At 34.1% G+C, this 1,371-nt stretch carries 5 protein-coding genes; 1 reads left to right on the top strand and 4 read right to left on the bottom strand.

What is annotated here, in order from left to right:
• Positions 1-16 precede the first annotated feature (16 nt).
• Positions 17-202 (bottom strand): helix-turn-helix domain-containing protein, encoded by a 186-nt coding sequence (locus ABT112_RS35150; RefSeq protein WP_003131971.1) that lies wholly within the window; start codon positions 200-202, stop codon positions 17-19.
• 108 nt (positions 203-310) lie between these two features.
• On the opposite strand from ABT112_RS35150, the gene ABT112_RS35155 reads away from it, so the two are divergent.
• A complete protein-coding gene (locus ABT112_RS35155; RefSeq protein WP_312257949.1) occupies positions 311-649 on the top strand; it encodes a hypothetical protein in 339 nt (112 codons plus the stop codon).
• Here ABT112_RS35155 and ABT112_RS35160 read toward each other — a convergent pair.
• From ABT112_RS35160 to ABT112_RS35170, 3 genes are read right to left on the bottom strand one after another with little or no spacing between them, the layout of a single operon-like run.
• On the bottom strand, positions 638-853 hold the full coding sequence (locus ABT112_RS35160; protein WP_312257948.1) for a Thoeris anti-defense Tad2 family protein: 216 nt from the start codon (positions 851-853) through the stop codon (positions 638-640). The genes ABT112_RS35155 and ABT112_RS35160 overlap by 12 nt on opposite strands.
• A gap of 28 nt (positions 854-881) precedes the next feature.
• Positions 882-1,055 carry a putative transcriptional regulator gene (locus tag ABT112_RS35165; RefSeq protein WP_014573167.1) on the bottom strand — a complete coding sequence of 58 codons (174 nt, stop codon included), beginning with the start codon at positions 1,053-1,055 and terminating at the stop codon, positions 882-884.
• A gap of 29 nt (positions 1,056-1,084) precedes the next feature.
• On the bottom strand, positions 1,085-1,309 hold the full coding sequence (locus ABT112_RS35170; protein WP_351515830.1) for a hypothetical protein: 225 nt from the start codon (positions 1,307-1,309) through the stop codon (positions 1,085-1,087).
• Between the last annotated feature and the right edge of the window lie 62 nt (positions 1,310-1,371).

The following is a 1,371-nucleotide window of genomic DNA, read 5'->3' on the forward strand; positions in this document are numbered from 1 at the left end:
GGCTTTTTTTGTACGATTATTTAAATTCATCTAAACTAACTCCTAATGCCTCCGCAATCTTAACGACTGTGAGCCATTTCGGGTTTTTTGTATTGCGTTTTTTAATTTGGTGTAACTGCTGAGGGCTTATGCCTGTCATTTTGGCAAGGCGGTACTCGGTTATGCCTTGTTTGTCTAATTGTTGTTTGATTTTGTCCCACATTTTTATGACCTTTCTTGTTTTCGGTAGTAAACTGGGTGTATAATATAAACGTTTACAATTCTAAGGCATTAGTTTTTGTATTCAATGTTTATAGAAAGGGGGAGTGTTATGGATGAATTAACCAATGAAACGAAATTTGTTTTGCAAACTCTTTATAAAGAGTATTTAGATAGAAGTAACAATGGAATTTCTAAAATTCAAGCTAAAGAATTCAAGTATGCACAATTTGTTTATGATGAGTTGTTTTCAGAAATGCTTTACGATGATTTTTATAACTCTATAATGGAGCTAGATACTCAGGGGTTTTTAGACTGTACTTATGGAAACAACACTGCAACTCAAATATTTTTAACAAATAAATCAATTGTTGAAATGGAAAACAGATTTGCAAAAGACTTTAACAAAATCTTAGATTCTATCATTAAACTTAAGAGTTTAATTTTCTAACGTCCAGTCATTAGCTAGTAGGTCAGACTGCTTCGGATTCCAACGAACCGATAAACGTTCTGACCTTTTTTTATTTTCTCCCATTCCAAACATTAAGCAACAATCCGCCGTGTCGGTTGGTAAATACATAGTGCTTTGATGAGATTTTCGATAAATAGCTTTGTTGAGTTCTACTGATTTTTTCGTTGCTTCGATAATATCCATTTTCCACCTCCTAGCCCAATCGGGCTTTTTATTTTGTCAGTTCAACTGCTGCTTTATAAGCATTTGACCATTCATATAACTGAGGAATGAGCGAATTTTGAAGAAAATCTTTTGAGTAAACTGAGAGCTTTTCTTTATAAAATTCAACTGACTCTTGATAAACTACTTGCCCAAGATGATTAATTGTTTTTACTTGTTCCATTAGAACCTCCATTTGCCTGCGAGGGCTTTTTAATTTACTAAAAATTGTTTAATTTCATGAAACGCCATGCCTATTTCTAACAGTAAGATAATGCTGTCAGTATAGCGCCTAAGCATTTCTTTTTGTTCTGCGGTTAATTTATCGCCTGACTGTTTAAAGCTCGTCAGACTGCGATATTTTCCGCTTGTCGTAAGCTGTACGAGTAAATCAAGAATGATTTTATGATAGTACGGTTTAGACTGCTTGCTTTGCATGATTGCGGTGTTTAGTTTAGTCATAGGCTAGCAATTTTCCGCTATTGCTGAAAATTGCTAGC

This window comes from Streptomyces sp. NPDC002055 (assembly GCF_040296705.1).
GTDB lineage: Bacteria > Actinomycetota > Actinomycetes > Streptomycetales > Streptomycetaceae > Streptomyces.

Bases quoted from the DNA above. Each gene is read 5' to 3' on its own strand.
- ABT112_RS35150 (WP_003131971.1), bottom strand. From the start codon at position 202: ATGTGGGACAAAATCAAACAACAATTAGACAAACAAGGCATAACCGAG.
- ABT112_RS35155 (WP_312257949.1), top strand. From the start codon at position 311: ATGGATGAATTAACCAATGAAACGAAATTTGTTTTGCAAACTCTTTAT.
- ABT112_RS35160 (WP_312257948.1), bottom strand. From the start codon at position 853: ATGGATATTATCGAAGCAACGAAAAAATCAGTAGAACTCAACAAAGCT.
- ABT112_RS35165 (WP_014573167.1), bottom strand. From the start codon at position 1,055: ATGGAACAAGTAAAAACAATTAATCATCTTGGGCAAGTAGTTTATCAA.
- ABT112_RS35170 (WP_351515830.1), bottom strand. From the start codon at position 1,309: ATGCAAAGCAAGCAGTCTAAACCGTACTATCATAAAATCATTCTTGAT.